20 protein-coding genes, 1 other RNA gene and 1 pseudogene are annotated in these 23,703 nt (G+C 55.2%); 15 read left to right on the forward strand and 7 right to left on the reverse strand.

Annotated elements, in window-relative coordinates:
• Positions 1 to 1,641 (forward strand): thiamine pyrophosphate-binding protein, encoded by a 1,641-nt coding sequence (locus tag B2Q93_RS06065; protein WP_286932233.1) that lies wholly within the window; start codon positions 1 to 3, stop codon positions 1,639 to 1,641.
• Between the two features lie 126 nt (positions 1,642 to 1,767).
• Here the strand turns inward: B2Q93_RS06065 and B2Q93_RS06070 are convergent, their stop codons facing one another.
• Both B2Q93_RS06070 and B2Q93_RS06075 read right to left on the reverse strand, forming a co-directional pair.
• Complete coding sequence (locus B2Q93_RS06070) at positions 1,768 to 3,036, reverse strand: OprD family outer membrane porin (RefSeq protein ID WP_286932234.1); 1,269 nt, start codon at positions 3,034 to 3,036, stop codon at positions 1,768 to 1,770.
• Positions 3,037 to 3,379: 343 nt separating this feature from the next.
• Positions 3,380 to 4,138, reverse strand: coding sequence for a M48 family metallopeptidase (locus B2Q93_RS06075; protein ID WP_040074110.1), 759 nt, complete (start codon positions 4,136 to 4,138; stop codon positions 3,380 to 3,382).
• Between the two features lie 273 nt (positions 4,139 to 4,411).
• Between B2Q93_RS06075 and tkt the strand changes: the two genes are divergently transcribed.
• From tkt to B2Q93_RS06105, 6 genes and pseudogenes are all read left to right on the forward strand, one after another.
• Complete coding sequence (tkt, locus tag B2Q93_RS06080; protein WP_040074111.1) at positions 4,412 to 6,403, forward strand: transketolase; 1,992 nt, start codon at positions 4,412 to 4,414, stop codon at positions 6,401 to 6,403.
• A gap of 91 nt (positions 6,404 to 6,494) precedes the next feature.
• A pseudogene (locus tag B2Q93_RS06085) lies at positions 6,495 to 7,046 on the forward strand (nucleoside triphosphate hydrolase); the annotation flags it as partial.
• Positions 7,047 to 7,291: 245 nt separating this feature from the next.
• Positions 7,292 to 8,311 (forward strand): erythrose-4-phosphate dehydrogenase, encoded by a 1,020-nt coding sequence (gene epd, locus B2Q93_RS06090; protein ID WP_040074118.1) that lies wholly within the window; start codon positions 7,292 to 7,294, stop codon positions 8,309 to 8,311.
• A 49-nt stretch (positions 8,312 to 8,360) separates the two neighbouring features.
• Positions 8,361 to 9,524: a phosphoglycerate kinase gene (gene pgk / locus B2Q93_RS06095; protein ID WP_040074119.1), complete on the forward strand. Its 1,164-nt coding sequence runs from the start codon at positions 8,361 to 8,363 to the stop codon at positions 9,522 to 9,524.
• Between the two features lie 89 nt (positions 9,525 to 9,613).
• A complete protein-coding gene (fbaA, locus tag B2Q93_RS06100; protein WP_040074120.1) occupies positions 9,614 to 10,693 on the forward strand; it encodes a class II fructose-bisphosphate aldolase in 1,080 nt (359 codons plus the stop codon).
• 185 nt (positions 10,694 to 10,878) lie between these two features.
• Positions 10,879 to 11,739 carry a small-conductance mechanosensitive channel MscS gene (locus B2Q93_RS06105; RefSeq protein WP_046887126.1) on the forward strand — a complete coding sequence of 287 codons (861 nt, stop codon included), beginning with the start codon at positions 10,879 to 10,881 and terminating at the stop codon, positions 11,737 to 11,739.
• A gap of 50 nt (positions 11,740 to 11,789) precedes the next feature.
• Here B2Q93_RS06105 and dctP read toward each other — a convergent pair whose 3' ends face one another.
• Complete coding sequence (gene dctP / locus B2Q93_RS06110) at positions 11,790 to 12,842, reverse strand: TRAP transporter substrate-binding protein DctP (protein WP_046887125.1); 1,053 nt, start codon at positions 12,840 to 12,842, stop codon at positions 11,790 to 11,792.
• A 158-nt stretch (positions 12,843 to 13,000) separates the two neighbouring features.
• Between dctP and argO the strand changes: the two genes are divergently transcribed.
• Both argO and B2Q93_RS06120 read left to right on the forward strand, forming a co-directional pair.
• A complete protein-coding gene (argO, locus tag B2Q93_RS06115) occupies positions 13,001 to 13,636 on the forward strand; it encodes an arginine exporter ArgO (protein ID WP_046887124.1) in 636 nt (211 codons plus the stop codon).
• 93 nt (positions 13,637 to 13,729) lie between these two features.
• The gene (locus B2Q93_RS06120; RefSeq protein ID WP_046887163.1) at positions 13,730 to 14,473 is read left to right on the forward strand and encodes an oxidative stress defense protein; all 744 of its coding nucleotides are present in this window, start codon (positions 13,730 to 13,732) and stop codon (positions 14,471 to 14,473) included.
• Positions 14,474 to 14,522: 49 nt separating this feature from the next.
• Here the strand turns inward: B2Q93_RS06120 and argP are convergent, their stop codons facing one another.
• Positions 14,523 to 15,416, reverse strand: a complete 894-nt coding sequence (gene argP, locus B2Q93_RS06125) for a DNA-binding transcriptional regulator ArgP (RefSeq protein WP_040074124.1) — start codon at positions 15,414 to 15,416, stop codon at positions 14,523 to 14,525.
• A 150-nt stretch (positions 15,417 to 15,566) separates the two neighbouring features.
• Between argP and rpiA the strand changes: the two genes are divergently transcribed.
• Both rpiA and serA read left to right on the forward strand, forming a co-directional pair.
• Positions 15,567 to 16,226: a ribose-5-phosphate isomerase RpiA gene (rpiA, locus tag B2Q93_RS06130; protein WP_040074125.1), complete on the forward strand. Its 660-nt coding sequence runs from the start codon at positions 15,567 to 15,569 to the stop codon at positions 16,224 to 16,226.
• Positions 16,227 to 16,493: 267 nt separating this feature from the next.
• On the forward strand, positions 16,494 to 17,726 hold the full coding sequence (serA, locus tag B2Q93_RS06135) for a phosphoglycerate dehydrogenase (RefSeq protein WP_040074126.1): 1,233 nt from the start codon (positions 16,494 to 16,496) through the stop codon (positions 17,724 to 17,726).
• Between the two features lie 43 nt (positions 17,727 to 17,769).
• Here serA and B2Q93_RS06140 read toward each other — a convergent pair whose 3' ends face one another.
• The 3 genes from B2Q93_RS06140 to zapA form a co-directional block, all read right to left on the reverse strand.
• Positions 17,770 to 18,366, reverse strand: coding sequence for a 5-formyltetrahydrofolate cyclo-ligase (locus tag B2Q93_RS06140; RefSeq protein WP_286932236.1), 597 nt, complete (start codon positions 18,364 to 18,366; stop codon positions 17,770 to 17,772).
• A 28-nt stretch (positions 18,367 to 18,394) separates the two neighbouring features.
• A non-coding RNA gene (gene ssrS, locus B2Q93_RS06145) (6S RNA) lies at positions 18,395 to 18,578 on the reverse strand.
• A 41-nt stretch (positions 18,579 to 18,619) separates the two neighbouring features.
• Complete coding sequence (gene zapA, locus B2Q93_RS06150; protein ID WP_040074128.1) at positions 18,620 to 18,949, reverse strand: cell division protein ZapA; 330 nt, start codon at positions 18,947 to 18,949, stop codon at positions 18,620 to 18,622.
• 167 nt (positions 18,950 to 19,116) lie between these two features.
• Here zapA and B2Q93_RS06155 point away from each other — a divergent pair, with 167 nt between their 5' ends.
• Genes B2Q93_RS06155 through ubiI form a run of 4 tightly spaced genes read left to right on the forward strand, consistent with a single transcriptional unit; the run spans position 19,117 to position 23,419 of the window.
• On the forward strand, positions 19,117 to 19,695 hold the full coding sequence (locus tag B2Q93_RS06155) for a YecA family protein (RefSeq protein ID WP_154298974.1): 579 nt from the start codon (positions 19,117 to 19,119) through the stop codon (positions 19,693 to 19,695).
• Between the two features lie 21 nt (positions 19,696 to 19,716).
• Positions 19,717 to 21,030, forward strand: a complete 1,314-nt coding sequence (pepP, locus tag B2Q93_RS06160) for a Xaa-Pro aminopeptidase (RefSeq protein WP_286932238.1) — start codon at positions 19,717 to 19,719, stop codon at positions 21,028 to 21,030.
• Entirely contained in the window at positions 21,027 to 22,205 is a 1,179-nt protein-coding gene (gene ubiH / locus B2Q93_RS06165) for a 2-octaprenyl-6-methoxyphenyl hydroxylase (protein ID WP_207292363.1), read from the forward strand. The genes pepP and ubiH overlap by 4 nt, the downstream gene beginning before the upstream one ends.
• Positions 22,206 to 22,216: 11 nt before the next feature.
• Positions 22,217 to 23,419 carry an FAD-dependent 2-octaprenylphenol hydroxylase gene (gene ubiI, locus B2Q93_RS06170; RefSeq protein ID WP_040074132.1) on the forward strand — a complete coding sequence of 401 codons (1,203 nt, stop codon included), beginning with the start codon at positions 22,217 to 22,219 and terminating at the stop codon, positions 23,417 to 23,419.
• Positions 23,420 to 23,703: the final 284 nt, after the last annotated feature.

Consider the following 23,703-nt stretch of genomic DNA (forward strand, 5'->3'; position numbering starts at 1 on the left):
ATGAGCGAAATGATAACCGTCGGCGACGCCATCGCCAGAACGCTGGAGCAGTATCAGGTTGAGGCCATCTACGGCGTCATCTCTATTCACAACCTGCCGATCGCGGATGCGGTGGGGCAGCGGGGCAACATCCGCTTTGTGCCCGCGCGCGGCGAGGCGGGTTCCGTCACCATGGCCGACGCCCACGGACGCTTTTCCGGCCTTGGCGTGGCGCTGACCAGCACCGGCGCAGGGGCGGGCAACGCGGTGGGGGCGCTGGTAGAAGCCATGAACGCCTGTACGCCGCTGCTGCACCTGACCGGCCAGGTCGAAAAAGCCTGGCTGGATGCCGACACCGGGTTTATTCACGAAACCCGCGATCAACTGACCTTCCTGAAGGCCAGCTCGAAACGGGCCTGGCGCATCAGCAATGCTCACCAGGCGGTCGCTATTCTCCATAAGGCGATTCAGGAGGCACAGACGCCGCCGTGCGGGCCGGTTTCGGTGGAAATTCCGATTGATATCCAGGGGGCGAAGATCCCGGCCTCGCTGGTGACGGCACCGGTAAAATCCACCGCGCCGGACACCGTTGATAAGGCTGTGGTCGAGGCGCTCTGGGCGCAGCTTAAGCAGGCGAAACAGCCTCTGCTGTGGCTGGGCGGGGGGGCGCTGGGAAGCGCTGAGGCCGTGCATAAGCTGGCGGATGCGGGCGTCACTGTGATCTCCAGCACCCACGCGCGCGGCGTGCTGCCGGACAGCCATCGCGCCAGCCTGCGGGCGTTCCACAATTCACCGTCAGTCGAGGCGCTGATTGCCCGGTGCGACTTTACGCTGGTGGCAGGCTCGCGCCTGCGCAGTAACGAAACCCGCTCGTGGACGCTCGAGCTGCCGCATCCCCGCGTGCAGATTGATATCGATCCGGCGGCGGCGAGCCGTAACTATCTAATGGATAACACCCTGGTCGACGACTGTTCTGCGCTGCTGACGGCGCTGGCGAACAAAGCGCAGGGGCGCGAATGGGGCAATGCCCAGTGGGATGGGCAGGTTCAGCAGGCGGTGGCAACAGCAGAGCAGGGGCTGCGCGAGCAGTGCGGCGCCTATGCCAGGCTGAACGATGCTATCGACAACGCCCTGCCGAACGACGGCCTGCTGGTGCGGGATATCACCGTTTCCGGCAGCCTGTGGGGCAGCCGTCTGTTCCGCGCTAACGGCCCGCTGATGAACATTCACTCTCTGGCGGGGGCGATTGGCATGGGGCTGCCGATGGCGATCGGCACCGCGATTGCCAACCCGCAACGCAAGGTGGTGGGGCTGGTGGGCGACGGCGGCCTGAGCCTTAATCTGGGTGAACTGGCAACGCTTGCCCAGGAGAAAGCGAACGTGACGCTGCTGATCATGAACGACGGCGGCTATGGCGTAATGCGCGGGATCCAGGATAAGTATTTCGGTGGGCGTCAGTACTACAACGAACTGCATACGCCGGACTTTACCCTGCTGGCGCAGGCGATTGGCCTGCAGGCGTGGAGCGTGGAGCGGGCCGAGGATTTTGACGCGGTGATGACGGAGGCGCTGTCAATGCCGGGGCCGTCGGTGGTAGAGGTGCGCATGGGGCAGATTGGCGCGCTGAAGTTTGCCGGGCCGCCGCAGAAGTCGCTGTATTGATTAGAGGATATAGCAACGTTAGCTGAGGTGCGGGTTGATTCCCCTCACCCCGGCCCTCTCCCAAAGGGAGAGGGTGATCGCGTTCCCTCTCCCTTTGGGAGAGGGTTAGGGTGAGGGGGGACAAACTTAAAACACGTTAAACGGATATTCCACGTAAGCGCGAAGCTCGTTGCCGCCGACGTTATAGTCGCTGGCGTTGCTGGAGACGCGCAGGACGGAATAGCGCAGTTTCAGCTTCAGATCTTTTGCGGGGCCATCCTGTACCTGGTATTGCACCTGGTTGAACCACTCGTGCTCTTTACCGTTGCTGGTTTCAGACGTTTTGATGTTATCGCCACGCACGTAGGCCGTGGTCCAGCTCAGACCCGGTAAGCCGAGGCCTGCGAAGTCCAGACCGTAAGAGGCCTGCCACGAGCGTTCGTCTTCACCATTAAAATCAGACCAGTAGGAGTTCGCCAGCCAGATGGTGTTGCCGCCGTCGCCCACGCCGTCGCGATCGCGATAGCTACCATAGTGATAACCGGTGCTGCCGCTGCTCTGCTGGTATGCCACCTTAAAGGTATGAATGTCCCAGATATAGCTGGCCGCCAGGCTCCAGATGCTATTGCTGCGACCCGTGTTGAGGTCGTTGGCATAGCCCTGATCCAGACGAGAGTTATAGCCGTTAAAGTCGAGTACCAGCTGTTGGCCAGTGCTGAACGGCTGTTTGAAGTTCAGACCCAGGTACTGCTTGTTCATCACCTCTTCATTGTGAGAGGCGTACAGCGCGCCGCTGAACTGATCGTTAAACTGATAGCTTGCACCGCCGAAGGTAAGGCTCTTCAGACCGCTATCGTGGCGATCGTCACTCTTACGCTGCTCGTCGGTAAAGTAACCCGCGTTAACTTCCAGACCGTCGATCTCTTTAGAGGTTAACAGCGCGCCGGTATAGCTTTCGAACAGCAGGCGCGAGCTGTCGGAGGTGACAATCGGTAACGCAGGACGCTGGTTGCCGTAGCTCAGCACGGTATTGGAGATGCGCATTTTGGCAGTCGCGCCAAATTTTGCCAGTTCGGACTTCGCGCGGCCATCATCTTCCTGCCTGAAGAAGTCGATACCACCCGCGCCGCTCTTGCCGCGGCCACCGTCGAGACGCACGCCGTACTGCGCAATGCCATCGACGCCAAAGCCTACCAGCCCTTCGGTATAACCGGATTCAAAAGTCGCAACGATCCCCTGACCCCATTCGGCCTTGTCCTTCTGGCTTTGATGGTAGTCGCGGCTGATGTATGCGTTACGGAAAAACAGGTCCAGATGGCTGTCGTCAATAAAACCCTGGCTGTCAGATTGCTGGCTTGCAACGGCGGGAAGGGCCGAAAATAAACCTAATGCGATTAACGATAATTCTTTTTTCACGGAAGGAACTTCTCTTTCTAAATAATATCAAATTGCGTTGCTGCGTATTTGATAGTTACCTGAAAGATAAATGATTGCAATGGTTATGTGACGCGCTGTAACGCGCCGGGCCACTGTCCGCGTGGTTCTCCGGTGCAGGGGGTAGACTATTTTATATTTCGACAGAAGGGATACAGGCAGCGATAAAAATGGCAGAGTCATTTGCTCTTAATATATTTCACTGAGACAAGCTGAAATATCGAATAACCCGCTTTGATTGCTATCTGGGGATATTAACAATCTGTGCGGTAATATTGGCAATTGGTGCGAAATAAAAAGGAGGCGATATCGCCTCCTTTTTGTTTTATTTGATGCCGTCAGCCGCCATTCTGTCGCGTACATGCTGTGCACGTTCTGCGGAGGCCGGGTGATCGTCAAACATAGAACTTGCACGACCCTCTTCCAGTTTGGCCAGTTTTTCGAAGCTGGTGGCTAAACCGGATGGGTTGATGCCGCGTTTGCGCAACAGATCGTAGGAGTAGTCATCGGCCTCCGACTCCTGACGCTGTGAGAACTGAGAGTTCACCAGTTTTTCGCCCAGATCGCCCAGCTGTGACTGAGACAGGCTACCGACGATGCCGCCTGCAGAAGCGGCGGCCACGCGCACGGCGTTGGTGCCCAGCGCAACCTGCATGCCTCTCTTCACGTGACCGAGCGCCACGTGACCCATTTCATGGCCGATCACCGCTTCGACTTCGTTATCGGTCATCATATCCATCAGCCCGCTGTAGACGCGGATACAGCCATTCGCCATCGCGAAGGCGTTCACGTCTTTCGCCATGTATACCTTGTAGTTTACCGGCTGGCCGTTGATGTTATCGCCCAGTGCGGAAGCAATCTTGGTCAGACGCTGCGAGTAGGTGCTATTAGCCGGCGCGACGGTGGCTTTGCCATCCATCTCTTTACAGGCTTCATCACTGAGGGCTTTAACCTGAGCATCGCTCAGGCTGTAGGCCTGAAAGGCTTCGGCACCGGAGCTCATCAGACCGTTGGAGTTCATGTTCTGACAGCCACTCAAAAGCAGAGTGGTACCCAGAGCCAGCACTATTGCACGCATTTTCATTATGTTGCTTCCGTACTCGTTGAATTCGATAAATTCTGAAAGTACTCCAGGGCAGCGAAGCCGGAGTTTCACTCAGTATAAAGAATATAAATCACGCCGGGCGAGAAGATTGCGCAACATGCGAGCGTGTTCCAGAGATTTCTTAACAGGCAAAAGAATGGTCCATGTACATGCTTTGTCGCTTGGGTTACATTGTTGGCACTTTTTTCCGGCGTAGCCCAAAACGCGCTGTCGTCAAGGGTATGGCCTTTAACAGTCCGATCTGGAGTCAAAATGTCTTCACGTAAAGAGCTTGCAAATGCTATCCGTGCGCTGAGCATGGACGCAGTACAAAAAGCCAAATCTGGCCACCCGGGTGCCCCAATGGGCATGGCTGATATTGCCGAAGTCCTGTGGCGTGATTTCCTGAACCATAACCCGCAGAACCCAGCATGGGCTGACCGCGACCGCTTCGTGCTGTCCAACGGCCACGGCTCAATGCTGATCTATAGCCTGCTGCATCTCACTGGCTATGATCTGCCAATCGAAGAGCTGAAAAACTTCCGTCAGCTGCATTCTAAAACTCCAGGTCACCCGGAAGTGGGTTACACCGCTGGCGTAGAAACCACCACCGGCCCGCTGGGTCAGGGTATTGCTAACGCAGTCGGTATGGCGATTGCCGAAAAAACGCTGGCAGCGCAGTTTAACCGTCCGGGCCATGACATCGTTGACCACTTCACCTACGCATTCCTGGGTGACGGCTGCATGATGGAAGGCATTTCTCACGAAGTGTGCTCCCTGGCCGGTACCCTGAAGCTGGGCAAACTGGTTGCGTTCTACGATGACAACGGCATCTCTATCGATGGTCACGTTGAAGGCTGGTTCACTGACGATACCGCAGCCCGTTTCGAAGCCTACGGCTGGCACGTGGTGCGTGGCGTTGATGGCCACGATGCTGACTCGATTAAACGCGCAGTAGAAGAAGCACGTGCGGTGACGGATAAACCATCCCTGCTGATGTGCAAAACCATCATTGGTTTCGGTTCCCCGAATAAAGCTGGCACCCATGACTCCCACGGCGCGCCGCTGGGCGACGCAGAAATTGCGCTGACCCGTGAAGCGCTGGGCTGGAAACATCCTGCCTTCGAAATCCCGTCTGAGATCTATGCACAGTGGGATGCGAAAGAAATGGGTCAGGCGAAAGAGTCCGCATGGAACGAGAAATTCGCTGCCTATGCGAAAGCTTTCCCACAGGAAGCCGCTGAATTCACCCGTCGTATGAAAGGCGAAATGCCATCTGATTTCGATGCGAAAGCCAACGAATTCATCGCTAAACTGCAGGCTAATCCGTCTAAAATCGCGAGCCGTAAAGCGTCTCAGAATGCGATTGAAGCGTTCGGTCCCTGGCTTCCAGAATTCCTGGGCGGCTCCGCTGACCTGGCACCGTCTAACCTGACTATCTGGTCCGGCTCTAAGCCAATCAACGAAGACACTGCCGGTAACTACATTCATTACGGCGTGCGCGAATTCGGCATGACCGCGATTGCTAACGGTATCTCCCTGCACGGTGGTTTCCTGCCGTACACCTCAACCTTCCTGATGTTCGTTGAGTACGCGCGTAACGCCGTGCGTATGGCTGCGCTGATGAAACAGCGTCAGGTGATGGTCTACACCCACGACTCTATCGGTCTGGGCGAAGATGGCCCAACTCACCAGCCGGTTGAGCAGGTAGCTTCCCTGCGCGTGACCCCGAACATGTCTACCTGGCGTCCATGTGACCAGGTTGAATCCGCGGTAGCGTGGAAATACGGCGTTGAGCGTCAGGACGGCCCGACCGCGCTGATCCTCTCCCGTCAGAACCTGGCACAGCAGGAGCGTACTCCTGAGCAGCTGGCTAACATCGCGCGTGGTGGTTACGTACTGAAAGATTGCGCAGGCCAGCCTGAGTTGATCTTCATCGCTACCGGTTCTGAAGTTGAGCTGGCCGTAGCGGCATGGGAAAAACTGACTGCCGAAGGCGTGAAGGCGCGCGTGGTGTCCATGCCGTCTACTGATGCGTTCGACAAGCAGGATGCGGCATACCGTGAATCCGTACTGCCTAAAGCGGTTTCCGCTCGCGTGGCGGTGGAAGCCGGTATCGCAGACTACTGGTTCAAATACGTGGGCCTGAACGGCGCTATCGTTGGTATGACCACCTTCGGTGAGTCTGCACCAGCGGAGCAGCTGTTCGAAGAGTTCGGCTTCACCGTTGAGAACGTAGTCGCGAAAGCGAAAGCGTTGCTGTAATTGATATTTTCCCCGGCGCGTTATACGCCCGGGGCTGAAATCGCAAAGCCAGGCAGACCAAAAGTCGCCTGGTTTTTTTATGGTTCAGAGCACAGGTAAATCGACGCTCACAACGTTCTGGGAGTACCTCTCCCGGCAAGCTCCCGACCTGCCCAGCATCCAGACGCTGCCGATGGACGGTTTCCATCACTACAACGCCTGGCTGGACGCCAACCATTTACGCACGTTTAAAGGCGCTCCGGAGACCTTTAACGTTGATAAACTTGCCGCAAATTTGGCTCAGCTTCGCGAGCCAATCGCACACTGGCCGCAGTATGACAGACAAAAACACGATCCTGTCGAAGCGGCTATTACGGTAACGGCGAGTATTGCGATCGTTGAAGGCAACTGGCTCCTGCTCGATGACGAGAAATGGAAAGCGCTGGAAGTATTTTGTGATTTATCGGTATTTATCACAGCCCCGCCATCGGCGCTGCGTGAACGGCTGGTGCAGCGCAAGATAGCAGGGGGGTTATCACCAGACGAGGCGCAGGCATTTTATCTGCGCACAGATGGGCCAAACGTCGATCGTGTGCTTAGCCAGAGTCGCCAGGCTGATGTGGTATTGCAGATGACGGCAGGAGGGGAATACAGGTTTGCCTGACTGGAATAATTGGACGCGCTTTTAACGGAGAAAATGTGACGCAAGTCAGATAAATGGCGAATCACTCCGCTGGAACGTTCCTTTTATTCCACGTTTCGCTTATTCTGGCTGAAGCGTTTCAGTCGATTATGTGTTCGACAAATGACCAATCAGTTGCAGTTTGTGACAGGCAAGCATTCCCCTCTGAGCGTCGCTGCATTACTCTGTCAGCCACCTCGAATCAAGGATAGCCTTGCAGGAGACTTATGACCGTACGCATAGCGATTAATGGCTTCGGTCGCATCGGACGCAACGTGGTTCGTGCTTTATATGAATCCGGGCGCCGTGCGGAAATCACCGTGGTGGCAATCAATGAACTGGCCGATGCTGCTGGCATGGCGCATTTGTTGAAATATGACACCAGCCATGGGCGCTTTGCCTGGGACGTTCGTCAGGAAAGAGAGCAGCTTTTTGTCGGTGACGATGCCATTCGGGTTCTGCATGAACGCAGCCTTGATGCGCTGCCCTGGCGCGAGCTGGGCATAGATGTGGTGCTCGACTGCACCGGCGTATACGGCAGCCGCGAGCATGGCGAAGCGCATCTTGCGGCGGGCGCGAAAAAGGTTCTTTTCTCTCATCCTGGCGGCAACGATCTCGATGCTACTGTGGTCTTTGGTGTGAATCACCATGAACTGCAAGCTGAACACCGCCTTGTCTCCAATGCTTCCTGCACCACCAACTGCATTATTCCGGTCATTAAACTGTTAGATGATGCGTATGGCATCGAGTCGGGTACCGTCACCACAATCCACTCTGCCATGCACGATCAGCAGGTTATTGATGCCTATCATCCTGACCTGCGACGCACGCGTGCTGCGAGCCAGTCGATTATCCCGGTAGATACCAAACTGGCCGCCGGTATTTCGCGCATTTTCCCGCAGTTTAACGACCGTTTTGAAGCCATTGCCGTGCGCGTACCGACCATCAACGTGACGGCAATTGACCTCAGCGTTACCGTGAAAAAACCGGTAAAAGCCTGTGAAGTCAACCTGTTGCTGCAAAAAGCGGCACAGCAAGCATTTCATGGTATAGTTGACTATACGGAATTACCGTTGGTCTCAATTGATTTCAACCACGATCCGCACAGTGCCATTGTCGATGGCACCCAAACGCGGGTCAGTGGAGCGCACTTAATCAAAACGCTGGTCTGGTGCGACAACGAATGGGGCTTTGCTAACCGGATGCTCGACACCACGTTAGCAATGGCCGCTAAAGGTTTCAGGTAAGGCGCGTAAAGCGCCTGCAAAACTTTAAGAATCAACGAGAGGATTCACCATGTCTGTAATTAAGATGACCGATCTGGATCTGGCTGGTAAACGCGTTTTCATCCGTGCAGATCTGAACGTACCGGTTAAAGACGGCAAAGTGACCAGTGACGCGCGTATCCGTGCTTCTCTGCCGACCATCGAACTGGCCCTGAAACAAGGCGCTAAAGTGATGGTAACTTCCCACCTGGGTCGTCCGACCGAAGGCGAGTACAATGAAGAGTTTTCTCTGCTGCCGGTTGTTAATTACCTGAAAGACAAACTGTCCAGCCCGGTGCGCCTGGTAAAAGATTACCTGGATGGCGTTGAAGTGGCTGAAGGCGAGCTGGTAGTGCTGGAAAACGTTCGCTTTAACAAAGGCGAGAAGAAAGACGACGAAGCGCTGTCCAAAAAATATGCTGCACTCTGTGACGTATTCGTTATGGATGCTTTTGGTACCGCTCACCGCGCGCAAGCCTCTACCCACGGTATCGGTAAATTCGCTGATGTCGCCTGTGCAGGCCCACTGCTGGCTGACGAACTGGAAGCACTGGGTAAAGCCCTGAAAGAACCAGCACGTCCGATGGTTGCTATCGTCGGCGGTTCTAAAGTGTCTACCAAACTGACCGTTCTGGACTCTCTGTCCAAAATCGCGGACCAGCTGATCGTTGGCGGTGGTATTGCAAACACCTTCGTCGCGGCCCAGGGCCACAACGTGGGTAAATCCCTGTACGAAGCCGATCTGGTTGATGAAGCGAAACGCCTGCTGACTACCTGCGATATCCCGGTTCCAACCGACGTTCGCGTGGCGACCGAGTTCTCTGAAACCGCGACCGCGACCCTGAAATCTGTCTCTGATATTAAAGATGAAGAGCAGATTCTGGACCTCGGCGACGTCTCTGCACAGCGTCTGGCAGAGATCCTGAAAAACGCCAAAACCATTCTGTGGAATGGCCCGGTTGGCGTGTTCGAATTCCCGAACTTCCGTAAAGGTACAGAAACCGTGGCTAACGCGATTGCTGACAGCGAAGCGTTCTCCATCGCAGGCGGTGGTGACACCCTGGCGGCAATCGACCTGTTCGGTATTTCCGACAAAATCTCCTACATCTCCACTGGCGGCGGCGCATTCCTCGAATTCGTGGAAGGCAAAGTTCTGCCGGCAGTAGCAATGCTCGAAGAGCGCGCGAAGAAGTAAGCCATTTAAGGGCAGGGTAACCTGCCCAATTATTAGCGCGCTTTAAAGCACGCATCCCTTTCCAAGGCCGAAGATACAGGACTCGCAACATGTCTAAAATTTTTGATTTCGTAAAACCTGGCGTAATCACCGGTGATGACGTTCAGAAAGTGTTCCAGGTAGCTAAAGAAAACAACTTTGCTCTGCCTGCTGTTAACTGCGTGGGTACCGACTCCATCAACGCCGTACTGGAAGCCGCTGCGAAAGTTAAAGCACCGGTTATCGTTCAGTTCTCCAACGGTGGTGCTGCGTTCATCGCAGGTAAAGGCGTGAAAACTGACGTTCCTCAGGGCGCGGCTATCCTGGGTGCTATCTCTGGTGCACACCATGTACACCAGATGGCTGAACATTACGGTGTTCCAGTCATCCTGCACACTGACCACTGCGCGAAGAAACTGCTGCCGTGGATCGATGGTCTGCTGGATGCGGGTGAAAAACACTACGCAGCTACCGGCAAGCCACTGTTCTCTTCTCACATGATTGACCTGTCTGAAGAGTCTCTGGAAGAGAACATCGAGATCTGCTCCAAATATCTGGCGCGTATGGCCAAAATGGACATGACTCTGGAAATCGAACTGGGTTGCACCGGTGGTGAAGAAGACGGCGTGGACAACAGTCACATGGACGCTTCTGCCCTGTACACTCAGCCAGAAGATGTTGATTACGCTTACACCGAGCTGAGCAAAATCAGCCCACGCTTCACTATCGCAGCGTCCTTCGGTAACGTGCACGGCGTTTACAAACCAGGTAACGTGGTTCTGACCCCGACCATCCTGCGTGATTCTCAGGAATACGTTTCTAAGAAACACAACCTGCCGCACAACAGCCTGAACTTCGTCTTCCACGGCGGTTCCGGTTCTTCTGCTCAGGAAATCAAAGATTCCGTCAGCTACGGCGTGATCAAAATGAACATCGATACCGATACCCAATGGGCAACCTGGGACGGTATCCTGCAATACTACAAAACCAACGAAGCGTATCTGCAAGGTCAGCTGGGTAACCCGAAAGGCGAAGACCAGCCGAACAAGAAATACTACGATCCGCGCGTATGGCTGCGTGCTGCCCAGTCATCCATGGTGACGCGTCTGGAGCAGGCCTTCAAAGAGCTGAACGCGGTTGACGTTCTGTAATTTGCGCTGCTAACAGCCTCAGAAAGGCCCGCCTGTGCGGGCCTTTTTTTATGCTTTTTCAATAAGCTGTAAACCCTGATTTTGTGATCTGTTTGGCAAAACCCTGGCTTTTTGTTTACCCTTTACTCACTTGCCTGTCCCTCTGTGGGAGGGTTCTGACGTTGAATGAGCATAAGGATAGATAAATGGAAGATCTCGGTGTTGTAGATAGCATCAATAACGCTGGCTCCTGGCTGGTGCGTAACCAGGCGCTACTGCTGAGTTATGCGGTAAACATCGTTGCGGCGATTGCGATCATCATCATCGGGATGATTGTCGCACGAATCATTTCGAATGCGGTTAACCGCGTAATGCGCGCGCGTCACATTGATGCCACGGTTGCGGACTTTCTCTCCGCGCTGGTTCGTTACGGTATTATTGCCTTTACGCTGATCGCCGCGCTTGGCCGCGTGGGGGTGCAAACGGCATCGGTTATCGCCGTATTGGGTGCCGCCGGTCTGGCGATTGGCCTGGCGTTGCAGGGCTCCCTGTCGAACCTGGCGGCTGGCGTGCTGCTGGTAACCTTCCGCCCGTTCCGCTCCGGCGAGTACGTTGATCTGGGTGGGGTGGCAGGTACGGTATTGCAGGTGCAGATCTTCTCTACCACTATGCGTACCGTAGATGGCCGTATCGTGGTCATCCCGAACGGTAAAATCATCGCTAATAACATCATCAACTTCTCACGCGAACCGGTACGTCGTAACGAGTTTATTATTGGTGTCGCGTATGATTCTGATATTGATAAAGTGAAACAGCTGCTCACCAACATCATCGACTCCGACGATCGTATTCTGAACGATCGTGAAAAGACGGTGCGTCTCAACGAGCTGGGTGCCTCATCAATTAACTTTGTGGTTCGTGTCTGGAGTAACAGCAGCGATCTGCAGAGCGTTTACTGGGACGTACTGGAGCGCATCAAACGTGATTTCGATGCCAACGGTATTAGCTTCCCGTATCCGCAGATGGACGTTAACTTTAAGCGAGTGAAAGAGAACGCGAGTGAGTAACTGACACCTGTCTAATGACGCCCACGCATCGCGGGGGCGTCGTTTAAAGGCTATTTTTGCAAGGCATCCTTAAGCGCTAATCCCACGGCACGCATTATCAGAGCGGCATCTTTATTGCCTTTCTCTTCTTGAATCTGAATCCATTCTGCCTGTACCTGTTGATAATTCGTGGCTTCCTGCCAACGCGCGAGCTCTGCACGGCTCAGGATGTGAAGGTGAGCCCCCTCTTTTGCCATCCGCTTACCCAGGGAACGAACACTCTTGTCGAGTAGCGTGCCCAGTTGCTTTTCCGTTGATGCCGCCGCCCGTTGAATGGCAGCCTGATCTTTTGCATCCAGCGCCGCCCACACCTCTTTATTAATCGCTAATAGATAAACATGTCCCAGCCACATCGCGGGAGAGTAACTTACCCACGGCGCTGCGCGCTGGGCCTGAATGTCCCAGGCGCTATCAAGATTTACCAGAAGACCATCAAGCTGCCCGCTGCGCAACGCCCCGCTAATGTTGTTGTTCCAGGGCATTGAGATTGGCGTTCCTCCCGCGTTCCTGAGCCACGCCTGGTGCCAAAAGCTGGCTGTGCGCCAGCGGGTTCCCTCCAGCGCATCGAACCGTAGCGACGGTACCGTGCTGAAAAATCCGGCTGGATAGCCCAGGAAAAATTGCAGATTGATCAGGTTGTTGTTGTTCAGCTCGCGGCTGAACTGTGGATTCTGCAAAAATATGTGTTTAAAAAAGGCGACCTGAGCTGCGCCCGTATCCGGCCCAACAGGGAAGCTTTTGAAAATCTGATGCAGAGGGAGTTGGGCGGGTGAATACTCCGGAACCACAATACCCATATCCGCTATTTTGCCTTCGGCAACGGTGGTAAGCGCATTGTAGCTGGTGGATATCTCACCTCCCCAGTGAGCTTCTATTTTTACCTTTCCCTGAGATTCACGCTCAACTGCATGGAAAAAAATCTCGTTGAGGGCTCGTGTTCGCATGTTGCCATAGGGTTCGTGATCGGTGTAGCGCAACACAGTTTGCGCGTGGCCAACAGCGCAGGACATGAAAAGGGCAGTGAGAACTAACGACAGACAAAACAATCTACGATGAGGTTTCATACCAATCCCTGGTGAGTTAAATAAACGGAATTGATTCTGTTATACAATAATCACTACTGCCATTAATTATTTTAATTAACAATTAATAATATCAATTTCAACTAATGAAGCTCTGGCAGTATAGTCTGCACTTAAGACAACAGCATGAGACATTAAGAATGTTATCCTATTATTTTCAAGGTCTTGCACTAGGCGCGGCCATGATACTTCCCCTCGGCCCACAAAATGCCTTTGTGATGAATCAGGGGATACGTCGCCAGTATCACCTGATGATTGCGCTGCTATGTGCCGTGAGCGATCTGCTGCTCATTTGTGCGGGGATCTTTGGCGGCAGCGCCCTGTTAATGCAGTCACCGTGGCTGATGGCGCTGGTGACCTGGGGCGGGGTGGCGTTTTTACTCTGGTATGGCTTTGGCGCCCTGAAAACCGCGATGAGCAGTAATCTGGAACTGGCGACCGCCGAAGTAATGAAGCAGGGACGCTGGAAGTTGATTGTCACTATGCTGGCCGTCACCTGGCTTAATCCGCACGTTTATCTTGATACCTTTGTCGTACTGGGCAGTCTGGGGGGGCAGCTCGACGTAGAGCCGAAGCGCTGGTTTGCGCTGGGGACAATTAGCGCCTCATTCCTGTGGTTCTTCGGTCTGGCGCTGCTCGCCGCCTGGCTGGCTCCGCGACTGCGCACCGCCAAAGCCCAGCGCATTATCAACATCCTGGTGGGGCTGGTGATGTGGTTTATCGCCTTCCAGTTGGCGAAAGAGGGTATTTATCACGTCCGTGAACTATTCAACTAAGCGTTGTCTTATGGACAATAGGCCAGCAGCCGCTAAGCTTGCTGGCATGCGCCCTGCTACATGGGCACTCTTTCGCAGCATGGAGGAATGAAAGTGAAGTTGAATGCAATCGCCCTGGCGGCATTAATGGGTTTTGCCGCCGTATCTGTTCAGGCCAGCGAATTGCCTGACAGCCCGCATATTGTTACCTCAGGTACGGCAAGCGTGGATGCGGTACCGGATATCGCCACCCTGGCCATTGAAGTGAACGTGGCGGCAAAAGACGCCGCGACAGCCAAGAAGCAGGCTGACGACCGTGTTGCGCAATATCTCTCTTTCATTGAGCAGAACGGCGTAGGTAAAAAGGATATCAACTCAGCCAACTTGCGTACCCAGCCAGATTACGATTACCAGAACGGTAAAAGCATTCTGAAAGGCTACCGTGCCGTGCGTACGGTGGAAGTGACCGTGCGTCAGCTCGATAAACTTAACTCTCTACTGGATGGCGCTCTGAAAGCGGGGCTGAACGAGATTCGCTCCGTCTCACTGGGCGTTGCGCAACCTGAAAAATACAAAGACGAAGCACGTAAAGCGGCGATTGATGATGCCGTGCGTCAGGCTCAGCAGCTGGCTTCCGGTTTCAACAGTAAGCTGGGGCCAGTGTACAGCGTTCGATACCACGTCTCTAACTACCAGCCGAGCCCGATGGTTCGTATGATGAAGGCCGATTCAGCACCGGTCTCCGCACAGGAAACCTACGAGCAGCCAACGATTCAGTTTGATGATCAGGTTGATGTGGTGTTCCAGCTTGAGCCTGCGCAGGGCCAGCAGCAGGATACGGCGGCTAAAGCGCAGTAACGATTTACGCTTCACTTAAACCCTCTCCAGCCGGAGAGGGTTTTCACGTTTAATCCTGTCTTAATACCTTATGCCCGTGGGCCAGCAGCGCATCCGTCACGTTGCGCATCATGCGGCTTTCCGGCGCAAAACGGTGCCAGTACAACATCCGGCGCTGATAGAGACCTGGCGTCAGGTCGATAAGCTCGCCGCTGTTCAGCTCTTTCTCAATCTGCAAGTGTGGAATCATACAGCAGGTGGTGCCCTGACGCGCCAGCTGCACAAAGGCCTCTGACGAGTTAACAATATGGCACGGCACGCTGCCTGGCGGCAGGTCGAAGTTCTGTTGTAAAAATGCCTGGTGCATATCATCCAGATGGTCGAACGCCACGGCAGGGGCTTTAAGCAGCGCGGCACGGGTCACGCCGTTCGGGAAATAGCGGTCGGCAAAAGCTTTTGACCCGACGAACAGGTAATCCAGCGCCCCCAGCTGGTCTACCAGGCAGCTTGGCAGCGCCTGAGGCTGGATACTGACTGCGCCTACCACTTCCCCGCGACGCAGACGCTCCTGGGTGCGGGTTTCATCTTCAACCTGCAGGTTCAGACGAATGGGCGAATCGGATAAGACCGGCGCCAGCGCGGGCAGCAGCCAGGTCGCCAGACTGTCGGCGTTTACCGCCAGTGACAGCAGCAGTGGGGTAGAGCCGGTCTGCTCGTCGCCCAGCCACTCCTCTTCAAGCAGCTCAACCTGACGCAACAACGCCAGCAGCTTCTGCCCCTGTTCGGTTGGGCGCGGTGGTACGGTACGAACCAGCAGCGGCTGCCCGAACATGTTCTCCAGCTGTTTGATACGTTGTGATACGGCGGATTGCGTAATGCACAGCTTTTGCGCCGCGCGTTCAAAACCGCGTTCACGAATAACGGCATCAAGCGCCTGAAGTGTTCTGTAGTCCGGACGTTTCATTGCTTTGGCTGGCTCCCAGGAAATTCATTACGTCGCACTATGACATAAATTTATGTTTGATACAGACGAAATTGGTGACCGCGCCGATCACACCGGCAAGGTGTTTGCTCTATAATGCGCGTCACGCATTGACACCACAGGCATGAGATCATGACACAGGATGAACTGAAAAAAGCAGTAGGATGGGCCGCTCTCCAGTATGTGCAGCCGGGCACCATTGTTGGCGTGGGTACGGGGTCGACCGCAGCACACTTTATTGATGCGCTGGGGACGATGAAAGGTCAGATCGAGGGCGCGGTTTCTAGCTCTGACGCCTCGACCGAAAAACTGAAAAGCCTGGGCATCACCGTTTTTGATCTCAACGAAGTGGATCGTCTGGGGATCTATGTCGATGGTGCAGATGAGATCAATGGTCATATGCAGATGATCAAAGGCGGCGGCGCGGCGCTAACGCGTGAGAAGATTATCGCCTCCGTAGCTGACAAGTTTATTTGTATTGCTGATGCCTCCAAGCAGGTGGATATTCTGGGTGCATTTCCCCTGCCGGTTGAGGTGATCCCGATGGCGCGCAGCGCTGTGGCGCGCGAACTGGTGAAGCTGGGTGGTCGTCCGGAATACCGTCAGGGCGTGGTTACGGATAACGGCAACGTGATTCTGGATGTTCACGGTCTGGAAATTCTGGATGCTATCGCAATGGAAAACGCGATCAACGCGCTTCCGGGCGTCGTCACGGTAGGATTATTTGCCAATCGCGGCGCGGATGTCGCGCTGATCGGTACCGCAGATGGCGTCAAAACCATCACAAAATGATCTGGTGGGGGGCGTTGCCCCCCCGCTAAATATTTTGCAAAAGCCAAATTCGGTGACTTGTATCACGTTTTTCGGTCTCGTCTGACAATCCTGCCGCTTTCATTATCATCTCCAGCATTTTCCTCTGCCATTTTGCTCTGGATGACTTTTCTTCAGAGAGCCGACGCAAACGTTCATATTGCTGCAATAGTTTTTTTTGATATGTTGGCTGGAGCGGATTTAAATCCAGCACAACATCAGTTCAGACAATCAGACAGGGTCGGGTAAATGGCAAAGGTATCACTGGAGAAAGACAAAATTAAATTTCTGCTGGTCGAAGGGGTGCATCAAAAAGCACTGGATAGCCTTCGTGCGGCGGGTTACACCAACATTGAGTTTCATAAAGGTGCGCTGGACACTGAACAGCTGAAAGAGTCGATCCGTGATGCACACTTCATTGGCCTGCGATCCCGTACCCAACTGACCGAAGACGTTATCTCCGCCGCTGAGAAGCTGGTTGCTATCGGCTGCTTCTGTATTGGCACTAACCAGGTTGATCTCGGCGCTGCGGCGAAACGCGGTATTCCGGTGTTTAACGCACCGTTCTCAAACACCCGTTCTGTTGCCGAGCTGGTTATTGGCGAACTGCTGTTGCTGCTGCGTGGTATTCCGGAAGCGAATGCCAAAGCACACCGCGGTATCTGGAACAAACTGGCGTCCGGCTCTTTCGAAGCGCGCGGTAAGAAACTGGGCATCATCGGCTACGGCCATATCGGTACTCAGCTCGGTATTCTGGCGGAATCTCTGGGGATGAACGTCTTCTTTTACGATATCGAGAGCAAATTGCCGCTGGGCAACGCGACTCAGGTTCAGCATCTCTCCGACCTGCTGAATATGAGCGACGTGGTGAGCCTGCACGTGCCAGAAAATGCCTCCACCAAAAACATGATGGGTGCGGAAGAGCTGGCGCTGATGAAGCCCGGTTCACTGCTGATCAACGCCGCACGCGGTACCGTGGTCGATATCCCGGCTCTGTGCGATGCCCTGAAGCGTAAACACCTGGCGGGTGCCGCCATCGACGTCTTCCCGACTGAACCGGCAACCAACAGCGATCCCTTTACCTCTCCGCTGTGCGAATTCGACAACGTGATCCTGACGCCGCACATTGGTGGCTCAACGCAGGAAGCGCAGGAGAATATCGGTCTGGAAGTGGCGGGCAAGCTGAGCAAATACTCCGATAACGGTTCGACGCTCTCTGCCGTGAACTTCCCGGAAGTGTCTCTGCCGCTTCACGGTGGCCGTCGTCTGCTGCACATCCATGAAAACCGACCAGGCGTGCTTACCGCCATCAACCAGATCTTCGCCGAGCAGGGCGTGAACATCGCGGCTCAGTATCTGCAAACTAACGCCCAGATGGGCTACGTGGTTATCGATATTGAAGCAGATGAAGATGTGGCGGAGAAAGCGCTGCAGAGCATGAAGGCGATTCCGGGCACCATTCGCGCCCGTCTGCTGTACTAATCCTGCAAGTTTGTCGGGTAGCGTTCGCGCTTACCCGACATCTCTACCACTCCCACACCCTAGACGGGGTAACCACCGCAGGCAGCGGAATATCCCATTTCTCAACCGGCAGCGCTTCCACTCTCTGACAATCATGAGCATAACCCACAGGCTGCAGGCCATATTGCTGCCAGTTTTGCAGGGTACGATCGTAAAAACCGCCCCCCATCCCCAGCCGTTGGCCGTGCTCATCAAAGGCGACCAGAGGCGTAATCAATACATCCAGTTCGCTCAGAGGCAGCACGTCACGAACATCCAGTTTTGGCTCGGTGATTTTCAGACGATTCACCACCAGCTCGCTGTGGGGATGGTAGTGCAGGAAGAGTAAATGGCCTGGGCTGAAGGGGTGCAATACGGGCAAATAGACCTTCTTGCCGGCGCGCCACAGCGCATCGATAAGCGGTCGGGTATCCAGTTCGCCATCAAACGACAAAAACAGTGCCACGGTATGGGCCATCAATACGGGTGGCCAGGCCATCATGCGGGCGGCGGCTTGTTGGGCAAAAAGGGTTTGCTGTTCGGCGGATAATGCGCGACGGCGCTGGCGAATAGCTTGACGAATGGCTTGTCGGGATGAAGAGACTTCAGGAAGTTGCGTCATGGGTAATGAAGAGGTAGTAGGAAGAGAGGGAATCTCCGAGATGCCGCCGCGGGCTGTAACCCTTGAACCCTTGGTTCAAGGTGAATGTGTCGTCATAGTCTTAAGGCTTCTCGGACGAACCGAGCATGCTCACCGACCATGGAGCGCCACATTCTTGTGGTATGAAATATCGGCTCAGGGGACTGGCCCACATGCAAACATCTCAGAGAAATTTTTTCTTCACAGTCACTCTACCATAGTCAACTGTGAAGCGTTATTCAAAGTTTTGCCCCGTTCTTTCGGTAATGCGGCCCTGATCAAGTAACGCCTGTTCAATGGTCTGCTGGAGCATTTTAATACGTTGTTCCATGCTCGCCGCGTAATCGCGGGTCTTCGCTTTTTCCTGAGTCAGTTCATAACTGATGTTCAACGCGGCAATAAAAACCAGTTGCTCAGTATTGGTGACTCTAGTGCGTTCTTTTAGATCTTGCAACCGCTGATTCAGATCATCCGCAGCCTGATTCAGAGCATCCCTTTGTTCAGGCGGGCAATTCACTCGCAGCGAGCGGCCAAAAATTTGGATATCGACGGGTTGTGCAGACATGCCACCTTCCTGCTGTTTGACTGCGCTACCTTCACATCCGGCCCGGGGCCTGCGAAGGGGCGACACTATAGCTACCCTGGTGCGGAGATACAAGCCCTTTTCTGGTGTCACCAGGGTCCAAAGTGGTAGCATATCATGAATATTCCTCCCAATGATGACGAATGCGCATGTCTATACAGAACGAAATGCCTGGCTACAACGAATTTGGCCAGTTACTGAACCAGCAGGGCGTGGGGCTCACCCCGGCTGAAATGCACGGTCTGATCAGCGGGATGCTGTGTGGCGGAAACAACGACAGCTCATGGCTGCCGCTGGTTCACGACCTGACTAACGAAGGGCTGGCTTTTGGCCACGAGCTGGCCGAGGCCCTGCGAAAAATGCACGCCGCGACCAGCGATTCACTGGAAGATGACGGCTTCCTTTTTCAGCTTTATCTGCCTGAAGGCGATGAGGTCAGCGTCTTTGAGCGCGCCGACGCGCTGGCCGGTTGGGTTAACCACTACCTGCTTGGCCTGGGGGTAACGCAGCCGAAGCTGGATAAAGTGACCGGTGAGGCGGGTGAAGCCATCGATGATCTGCGTAATATCGCCCAGTTAGGCTATGACGAAGACGAAGACCAGGAAGAGCTGGAGATGTCTCTCGAAGAGATCATTGAGTATGTACGCGTAGCATCGCTGCTGTGCCATGACGCATTTACGCGCGTGAAACCGACAGCACCGGAAGTTAAGAAGCCAACCTTACATTAAGAACAACCACTGGAGGGTGTCATGACTCAGCAAGAGTATCTTCGCCGCCGTCAGGCGCTGTTGGCGACCATGAAGCCAGGCAGCGCCGCGCTTATTTTCGCCGCACCGGAAGCCACACGCAGCAACGATAGCGAGTACCCCTATCGCCAGAGCAGCGATTTTTGGTACTTCACTGGCTTTAACGAGCCCGAAGCCGTGCTGGTGCTGATTAAGAGCGATGACACCCATAACCACAGCGTGTTGTTTAACCGGGTACGCGACCTGACGGCCGAGATCTGGTTTGGCCGTCGGCTGGGGCAGGAGGCAGCACCAGAAAAACTGGGCGTAGACCGTGCGCTGGCCTTCAGTGAGATCAATGAACAGCTCGCGCAGTTGCTCAATGGTCTGGACGAGGTCTACCACGCCCAGGGCGAGTATGCGTATGCCGATGAGATTGTATTTACTGCGCTCGATACGCTGCGCAAAGGCTCACGGCAGAACCTGAAGGCACCAGCGTCTGTGACTGACTGGCGCCCTGTCGTGCATGAGATGCGCCTGTTTAAATCGCCCGAGGAGCTGGAGGTAATGCGTCGCGCCGGTGAGATCAGCGCCCTGGCGCATACCCGCGCCATGGAACGCTGCCGCCCCGGGATGTTTGAATATCAGCTGGAGGGGGAAATTCTGCACGAGTTTACCCGCCACGGCGCGCGTTTCCCCTCTTACAACACTATCGTTGGCGGCGGCGAAAACGGCTGCATTCTGCATTACACTGAAAACGAATCCGAACTTCGCGATGGGGATCTGGTGCTGATCGATGCAGGGTGTGAGTATAAAGGCTATGCGGGAGACATTACCCGTACCTTCCCGGTTAACGGTAAGTTCACCCCTGCCCAGCGTGCGATTTACGATATTGTCCTCGATTCGCTGGAGACGGCGCTGATCCTCTTCCGCCCTGGCACCACCATTCAGGAGGTGACCGGTGAAGTGGTGCGTATTATGGTCACCGGGCTGGTCAATCTCGAAATCCTCAAAGGTGACGTGGAGCAGCTCATTGCAGAGAACGCACATCGCGCCTTCTTTATGCACGGACTTAGCCACTGGCTGGGGCTGGATGTCCACGATGTCGGCTTCTATGGCCCGGACCGCTCCCGCGTGCTGGAGCCGGGAATGGTGCTCACCGTTGAGCCGGGTCTGTACATTGCCCCGGATGCCGATGTCCCGGCGCAATATCGCGGCATCGGTATTCGTATTGAAGACGATATTGTGATTACCGAAACCGGTAATGAAAACCTGACGGCGACGGTGGTGAAAAAAGCCGACGATATCGAAGCGTTGATGGCGGCGGCGCGCGCATGAGCGTCATCATCGTAGGCGGCGGCATGACCGGCGCGACGCTGGCGCTGGCGATCTCCCGGCTTACCCGGGGGCAATTACCCGTCCATCTTATTGAAGCCGTCGCACCACAGCGTAACGACCATCCGGGTTTCGATGCCCGTGCTATCGCTATCGCGCAGGGTACCTGTCAGCACCTTGCCCGCATCGGTATCTGGCAGGCGATTGCCGACTGCGCGACGGCGATCAAAACCGTGCACGTGAGCGATCGCGGCCACGCCGGGTTCGTCACCCTTGAAGCGCAGGATTATCGTATCGATGCCCTTGGACAGGTAGTCGAGCTCCATGATGTGGGGTTGCGGCTTTTCCGTCTGTTAAAAGAGGCGCCGGGCGTGACGCTGCATTGTCCGGCACGTGTTACCCATTTCACGCGTAGTGACGATCAGGTCAGCGTGACGCTTGATGATGGCAGCTCTCTCACGGGTGAGTTGCTGGTGGCCGCCGATGGCTCGCGTTCAGCGCTGGGCCAGCAGTGTGGTATCCAGTGGCAGCAGCAGCCTTATCACCAGTTGGCGGTTATCGCCAACGTTGCCACTGCCGTGGCGCATCAGGGCCGTGCCTTTGAACGTTTCACCGAATACGGCCCTCTGGCGATGCTGCCCATGTCTGAGGGGCGCAGTTCGCTGGTCTGGAGCCATCCGCTGGAGAAAGCGGACGAGATCAAAGGCTGGTCTGACGAACGTTTTCGCAACGAATTACAACAGGCTTTCGGCTGGCGGTTAGGGCGCATTACCCATGTTGGGCAGCGCGCACATTATCCGCTGGCGCTCACCACCGCCAGTCAGGCTATTTCCCATCGCGTAGCACTGGTGGGTAACGCCGCCCAGACCCTGCACCCGATTGCCGGGCAGGGCTTTAATCTGGGGCTGCGCGACGTGATGACCCTCGCCGAAACGCTGGCGCAGGCATTTTTCGGACAAGAAGATTGCGGGGCGTATCCCCTGTTATGCCAATATCAACACCGTCGTCAGCGCGATAAAGAGGCGACCATCGGCGTTACCGATGGGCTGGTGCATCTGTTCGCTAACCGCTGGGCCCCGCTGGTTGCGGGGCGCAACTTAGGGCTGATGGCGATGGAATTATTCATTCCGGCACGCGACGTGCTGGCGCAGAGGACTCTCGGTTGGGTCGCTCGCTAAGGAGTTAACAAGTGCAGAATGTTGATGTTGCCATTGTCGGTGGTGGGATGGTTGGGCTGGCGTTAGCCTGTGGCTTACAGGGTAGCGGCCTGCGCGTGGCGGTACTCGAACAGCAGCCGCCTCAGCCCATAGCCGCCGATGCGGCACCCGAATTGCGCGTGTCGGCCATCAATGCCGCCAGCGAAAAGCTGCTTACCCGCCTTGGCGTCTGGTCTGATATCGTTGCGCGCCGCGCCAGTTGCTATCACGGTATGGAAGTGTGGGAGAAAGACAGCTTCGGTCACATTGCCTTTGATGACGAGAGCCTGGGCTATAGCCATCTCGGCCACATTGTTGAAAATGCAGTGATTCATCAGGCGCTGTGGCAAAAAGCTGAACAGTGCAGCGATGTCACGCTACTGGCGCCGGCGCAAATCCAGCAGGTAGCCTGGGGAGAAAATGAGGCGTTTCTCACCCTGCAAAGCGGCGACATGCTCACGGCACGCCTGATGGTGGGAGCCGATGGCGCCAACTCCTGGCTGCGTAACAAAGCCGATATCCCCCTGACCTGGTGGGACTACCATCACCATGCGCTGGTAGCGACGATCCGCACCGCTGAGCCGCATCAGGCCGTGGCGCGGCAGATTTTCCACAATGACGGCATTCTGGCCTTTTTACCGCTCAGCGATCCCCATCTCTGTTCCATCGTCTGGTCGCTCTCTCCCGATGCGGCACAGGCCATGCGCGATGCTACACCAGAGGCCTTTAACCAGGCCCTTTGCGTGGCGTTTGATAACCGCCTGGGGCTCTGCAGCGTCGAAAGCGAACGTGTTGTCTTCCCGCTGACGGGGCGTTATGCCCGCCAGTTTGCCGCGCATCGTCTGGCGCTGGTGGGGGATGCTGCCCACACCATTCATCCGCTGGCCGGGCAGGGGGTCAATCTCGGCTTTATGGATGCCGCGGAGCTGGTTGCTGAATTGCGTCGTCTGCATCAGCAGGGTAAAGACATTGGCCAGCATCTCTATCTGCGCCGCTATGAGCGTAGCCGCAAACATAGCGCCGCCATGATGCTGGCAGGGATGCAGGGTTTTCGCGAACTCTTTGCCGGTGCTAACCCGGCCAAAAAATTGCTGCGCGACTTGGGCCTGAAGCTGGCCGATACCCTTCCGGGCGTGAAACCCCAACTTTTACGCCAGGCAATGGGTCTGAACGACCTGCCGGACTGGCTGCGCTAAATAAGACCCCCGTCACACTTTCCTTTCCCGGCCTGCTGGCCGGGTGTTTCTCCTCGTTTGAAATAATCTAATTTCACCCGCTTTTTCGCATTAATAAAACTAATGTGGTGATTTTTATGTTGCGGAAAATCATCCCGTTTTTCCAGATTAAATATCATTTTTAACAGAATGCGGCGGGTGTGATGCTGGATTTGTGCGGCCTGTATCGCATAATTCTAGTGAATAACTCTGTAGGCTTTCGGCACCTTTTTGGTCATAAGCTAATGTGATGGCCCATTTTCGCT

Source organism: Leclercia sp. UBA5958 (assembly GCF_002430365.1).
Lineage (GTDB): Bacteria > Pseudomonadota > Gammaproteobacteria > Enterobacterales > Enterobacteriaceae > Enterobacter > Enterobacter pneumoniae.